Here is a 5,453-nt window from a genome sequence, read left to right on the forward strand (position 1 = left end):
ACGAGGTTTACCTTGCATTAAGCGAGTTGATAATATAACCTCGTCTTATTGACTTAAAAATATAAATTTTTCATATGAAAACCGAACTAATTGTCAAAGATAACGCTTTAATTAATGCTAGTTATAACCTTGATCTAGTAGAACAACGATTAATTCTTTTAGCTATCGTTGAAGCCAGGGAATCAGGTAAAGGGATAAATGCTAATGATCCGTTAACAGTTCATGCTGAAAGTTATATCAATCAATTTGGTGTACATCGAAATACTGCTTATCAAGCCTTAAAAGATGCTTGCGATGACCTATTTGCAAGACAATTCAGTTATCAAAGTCTTAGTGAAAAAGGTAATGTTATTAATCACAAGTCAAGATGGGTAAGCGAGGTTGCTTATATTGATAATGAGGCTGTCGTTAGACTTATTTTTGCTCCTGCTATTGTGCCTTTAATAACTCGATTAGAAGAACAATTTACAAAGTATGAGATACAGCAAATAAGCAATTTAACGAGTGCTTATGCTGTTCGCTTATATGAAATATTGATTGCGTGGCGTAGTACCGGAAAAACGCCTCTTATAACTATCTACGATTTCAGACAAAAAATAGGTGTACTCGAGACTGAATACAAAAGGATGTACGATTTTAAGAAATATGTTTTAGACATTGCATTAAAGCAAGTAAATGAACATACCGATATTAATGTCAAAGTTGAACAACATAAAACCGGCAGATCCATTACGGGCTTTTCATTTAGCTTCAAACAGAAAAAGTCAGCAACAAATACAGCCAATGACATTAGTCAGGACAAAGAGCTAAAAATCAATTTGACTGATGCACAACGATATTTATTTGCTAGTAAATTATCAGAACTTCCTGAGATGGCTAAACTTTCACAAGGTAATGAAAGCTATGAACAGTTTGCTGCTCGGATTGTAACCATGCTACAAGAGCCAAATAAATTAAAAGAATTTATGCCATTACTTCGAAAAGTCGGCTTTCAATGAATGATGTCAATTGACATAGTAAAGTTAACAATCAACTATTAACACTATTTGAAAACTGGTTTACATAATGAAAAAACTGTCAGTTTCAGAACTAGCGAAATTATATGGATATTCAAGACAAGCTGTATATGCCCATATAAAGAAAGGAAATTTATCAAAAGGATCGGATGGATTAATTGACTTTTCAGAAGCCTTAAGAGTTTTTGGGGAACCACAAAAAAGCAATTCTAGTGTCAACCAAAGTCAATCAACTAGTAGGCATAACTTAACAGAAGTTGACTTGCTAAAACGTCAAGTTGACATGCTGGAAAAACAATTAAATCAGGCAATACAGAGAGAAAATCAATCATTAGAACGTGAATCGTTTTATCAAGAACAGATTGAGGCCATGCAGCGCTTACTGGAAGCTCCAAAAGCCAATATGACTACGTTTACCGATCATAAATCTGAACAGGATATAGCAACAGATTCTCGGCCACAGACTGAATCGAACTATGACGGATTGACTACTCCAGAGAACAAACGCATCCCTGTTCCAGAACATATTGAGCCTACACCTAAAAAGAGGGGCTTCCTGAGTCGTTTTTTCCTTCCTTACGGTTAACCAGGACTCCACTTTTTTGATGAGCCAATTTCAGTGCAAGCACATGAAATAATGACTCCTCAAAAAACCGGATGATGTTTATTAAAACTGAATAAAGTCGTGAAACATTGATTAAATAATAAGCGTGGAACGTGAAAAAGCATAAAAAAAGCCCACCTTGGGGAAGATGGGCTATCAACTAGGAACTACAGCGTTGAATTTTCAAGACAATTATAACGCATTTCGTATAAGGTGTATTATGTTAATTTTAGAGATTCTACATAAACGTAAAATCTCCTGCACTTAGATTCTGGCATGTGTTCCATACTTATCAATCATGATAGAGCTGGCTTCATTTAAGCCACGCACAGTGACATTCACACTATTCTTTTGGAATTTATTTACAACAGAATCAAGCATGGCGACTGATGTTACATCCCAAATGTGAGAATGGGTCAAATCAATAATCACATCCTTTACATCCTCTTTAAAGTCAAACCCTTGCATGAATTTTTCAGAAGAACTAAAGAAGATCTGACCTCTCAAATCATATAAACGGGCTGTTCCTTCAAAAGATGCTATTACTTGGATATCATTTTCAAGTTTATTCGCTAGGAACAAAGCTGAAAGTAATACGCCTGTTAACACACCCAAAGCCAGGTTATGCGTAGCAACAACTACAATCACAGTCGCAATCATGACGATATTACTGCTCTTAGGATTATCTTTTAACTGAGTGACAGAACTCCATTCAAAGGTACTGATAGAGACCATGATCATTACCGCTACCAATGCAGCCATTGGAATCACTTTGAGCCAATCGCTGATAAATACAACCAGAATAAGAAGAAAAATACCCGCAGAGAATGTTGATAAGCGTGTAAGACCACCCGATTTCACGTTAATCATGGATTGACCAATCATGGCACAACCGGCCATCCCCCCCATAAAGCCAGAAGCAATATTCGCGATACCTTGTCCTTTACATTCTTGGAATTTATCACTTGGTGTATCTGTCATTTCATCCACGATGGTTGCTGTCATCATCGATTCAAGTAAACCTACAGCCGCCAGTGCGACTGAATAAGGCAAAATAATCATCAATGTTTCAATATTCAAAGGAATATTTGGAATCAAGAACATTGGAAGTGTGTCAGGTAACGATCCCATATCACCCACAGTTCTTACATCAATTCCTAGAGCAATTGCCAGTAATGTGATTGCAATGATGCAGACAAGTGGAGAAGGCAATAATTTTCCTAATTTGGGAATCATAGGGAAGAGATAAATAATCGCCAAACCTAAAGCAACTAAAGCATATACATGCCAGGTCACATTAATCAGTTCAGGCAGCTGAGCCATAAAAATTAAAATTGCTAACGCATTTACGAATCCAATAACCACAGATTTAGATACAAATCGCATTAACTTGGCGAGCTTTAAATAGCCAGCCATTATTTGAATTACACCCGTCAAAATTGTTGCTGCAAGCAGGTATTCAAGCCCATGCTCTTTGACCAAAGTAACCATGAGCAGTGCCATAGCCCCTGTAGCTGCTGAAATCATAGCTGGACGACCGCCTACGAAAGAAATCACGACGGCTATACAGAAAGATGCGTATAGACCGACTTTAGGATCTACACCTGCAATAATTGAAAATGCGATGGCTTCAGGGATGAGTGCAAGACCGACGACTAATCCAGCAAGTACATCCCCACGGATGTTAGAGAACCACTGTTCTCGGACATTAGACAACATAAACATAGCCTGTTTTTTAATTTTTCAGATAGGCTAGTGATGTGATATATACAACACACAAGCGACTACACCACATCACTAGACAGTGATGAGTTATTTACAGATTTAAGACGGTAAATAAACTTAAGGTGGCGTAAGTGTCATAAGATGAAAGAAGGTTTAGAGTAAAAAAATCAGGACAAGGGTAACAGCTAGGTACTTTTTTATAAAGCCTGGATGTTATATCCAAGCTTTGTTTAATCGGTATTTTATGAAGCTTTTGGCTCCCTAAGTAATTGACCTATTTCCAAACGTGTATAGCCACGTTCTTTAAAAATCAAAACAATAGCCTGTTTATAATCTTCAGAAGTAGAAGTCTTATACTTAGTTATCAGTTGATTTTCAGAATTCAGCTCAAGATCATTTTTGATGGTCAATACTTCGCTAGAGATCTTATTAAAGATATTTAGGTTAAACATACAGGCACTCGTCATCCGTATTATAGCGGCCCGACTATAACTAATACCTGTCTTAGCTACGCTAGACACCCTTAGCCGAAAGGATTACAAATTAAGAAAAATTCTGCAAGTTTCTGCCTATTGAAAGAATAAATAATATCTCCCAAATGCCATCCATTTAACATAATGGGCGTTATACGAAATGCCTCTTAAAATAATGTTATTTATCAAATAGTTAACTCAATAAACCCCAACCCCCAAAGATCAAAAAACAGACGTTTTAACAACTCGTGTGTTTTTTAAGCAAATCTGTAATGTTTAGCCAATAGAATCGGCTAAAAAATGCTCAATTTTGGCATTTTCCCAATGTTCTCAGCTCTTCCAGGGCGAAAACTATCCCCAATTACTGTGGATGAAATTTAGGCTATTTTGTACGCCCTGGCGCACAACAATCTCGGCTCTTTGCGGCTACCTGGAACAGTGGAATTTTCCTATGATGAAGCCATAGAGAACAGGATGTTCCAAACAACAAGAATAAGAAAGATCGCACCAGGAACGTGAGGTAAGACAGGAGTCATACTTAGCAACCCAATATGAAAAACCCCGGCAGGATGCCGGGGTTTTTTATTATCTAAACTTCTTAAATTAAAGTTGGATGAGCATCTAGAATACGAATTAAGGTCGCTGCAGGACCAGTTGGATAGCGACGGCCTTGTTCCCAATTTTGCAGGGTTCTTGCACTGATATGCAAACGTGCAGCAAACTCTGCCTGGGTTAAGCCGGTTTTCTCACGTACCTCTTTAATATCCGGCAACTCAAGTTCTGTGACTCGACTTGCCTTTATTTCATTACGTTTGATGGCACCAGCTTCTTTAATTGAAGCAACCAGGTCATCAAATAAGTTGTTATCCATGAAATTGCTCCTTCACTAATTGACGCAGGATCGAGGTCTCTTTGTCTGTCAGATTATCTTTCACAGACTTTGGATAAGCCACCAAGAAGAAGATCTGATCATCTTCTGTGATCCAATAATAGATCACCCGGATACCGCCACTTTTACCTTTATTACCCTGAGCACAACGTACTTTACGAATCCCACCACCATTCTTGATTAAGTCACCTTTATCAGGCTGTACCAAGAGATCTTGCTGGAGCTGACGATACTCTTCATCACTTACAAGCTCTTTGATTTGCTTGGTGAAAATACTGGTTTCAATGAATAGCATAGATTAAAGTACGTCAATGGCGTATAAGAATTTTAGCAGTTTTAGAACAAAAAAACGAGAGCTGTACGCTCTCGTTTCGCATAATTCGTATTATGTTAGTTTTAGAAAAAACTAAGAATTATAATTTTCTAATTAATCATTTCATCTTCAACTATTAATCCTCTTCACGATTTACAGGATCCATGCTGTTCTGAGTATCCCGATTATGTCTTTCGTGAATTAAATCTATTAATATCTGAATATTAGGCATTAAAGTGACTAAAAGGGCATAACACTGAACTAAAGATATTCCATATAGATATAGTAGTAAAAAGCTACGTAATAACTCTTTGTGTTCAGAAAAATAAGAAATATTTTTAATTAAATTTATAAATGTTAAAGATATAATCATCACTATTAAAACGGATGTGATTAAAATCAAACCATAAATAGAGACTGTAAATTAAATTGT

At 36.8% G+C, this 5,453-nt stretch carries 6 protein-coding genes; 2 read left to right on the forward strand and 4 right to left on the reverse strand.

Annotation, left to right across the window (positions count from 1 at the left end):
• Nucleotides 1–74 precede the first annotated feature (74 nt).
• A complete protein-coding gene (gene repM, locus B3X18_RS01195) occupies nucleotides 75–998 on the forward strand; it encodes a replication initiation protein RepM (protein ID WP_004282204.1) in 924 nt (307 codons plus the stop codon).
• 67 nt (nucleotides 999–1,065) lie between these two features.
• Nucleotides 1,066–1,602: a plasmid replication DNA-binding protein gene (locus B3X18_RS01200; RefSeq protein WP_004986369.1), complete on the forward strand. Its 537-nt coding sequence runs from the start codon at nucleotides 1,066–1,068 to the stop codon at nucleotides 1,600–1,602.
• Between the two features lie 282 nt (nucleotides 1,603–1,884).
• Here the strand turns inward: B3X18_RS01200 and B3X18_RS01205 are convergent, their stop codons facing one another.
• The 4 genes from B3X18_RS01205 to B3X18_RS01220 form a co-directional block, all read right to left on the reverse strand.
• Complete coding sequence (locus B3X18_RS01205; RefSeq protein ID WP_005249159.1) at nucleotides 1,885–3,339, reverse strand: SulP family inorganic anion transporter; 1,455 nt, start codon at nucleotides 3,337–3,339, stop codon at nucleotides 1,885–1,887.
• Nucleotides 3,340–3,587: 248 nt separating this feature from the next.
• Nucleotides 3,588–3,797 carry a hypothetical protein gene (locus B3X18_RS01210; RefSeq protein WP_005249157.1) on the reverse strand — a complete coding sequence of 70 codons (210 nt, stop codon included), beginning with the start codon at nucleotides 3,795–3,797 and terminating at the stop codon, nucleotides 3,588–3,590.
• Between the two features lie 619 nt (nucleotides 3,798–4,416).
• On the reverse strand, nucleotides 4,417–4,689 hold the full coding sequence (gene nadS / locus B3X18_RS01215; RefSeq protein ID WP_004641921.1) for a NadS family protein: 273 nt from the start codon (nucleotides 4,687–4,689) through the stop codon (nucleotides 4,417–4,419).
• Complete coding sequence (locus tag B3X18_RS01220; protein WP_034689065.1) at nucleotides 4,682–5,002, reverse strand: type II toxin-antitoxin system RelE/ParE family toxin; 321 nt, start codon at nucleotides 5,000–5,002, stop codon at nucleotides 4,682–4,684. The genes nadS and B3X18_RS01220 overlap by 8 nt, the downstream gene beginning before the upstream one ends.
• Nucleotides 5,003–5,453: the final 451 nt, after the last annotated feature.

Origin of the sequence: Acinetobacter sp. UBA6571, assembly GCF_002434085.1 — a bacterium.
In the GTDB taxonomy this organism is placed as follows: Bacteria; Pseudomonadota; Gammaproteobacteria; order Pseudomonadales; family Moraxellaceae; genus Acinetobacter; species Acinetobacter radioresistens.

What these genes read in the sequence shown, in the direction of transcription:
- B3X18_RS01220 (WP_034689065.1), bottom strand. Translation starts at nt 5,002, where the DNA reads ATGCTATTCATTGAAACCAGTATTTTCACCAAGCAAATCAAAGAGCTT.
- nadS (WP_004641921.1), bottom strand. Translation starts at nt 4,689, where the DNA reads ATGGATAACAACTTATTTGATGACCTGGTTGCTTCAATTAAAGAAGCT.
- repM (WP_004282204.1), top strand. Translation starts at nt 75, where the DNA reads ATGAAAACCGAACTAATTGTCAAAGATAACGCTTTAATTAATGCTAGT.
- B3X18_RS01205 (WP_005249159.1), bottom strand. Translation starts at nt 3,339, where the DNA reads ATGTTGTCTAATGTCCGAGAACAGTGGTTCTCTAACATCCGTGGGGAT.
- B3X18_RS01200 (WP_004986369.1), top strand. Translation starts at nt 1,066, where the DNA reads ATGAAAAAACTGTCAGTTTCAGAACTAGCGAAATTATATGGATATTCA.
- B3X18_RS01210 (WP_005249157.1), bottom strand. Translation starts at nt 3,797, where the DNA reads ATGTTTAACCTAAATATCTTTAATAAGATCTCTAGCGAAGTATTGACC.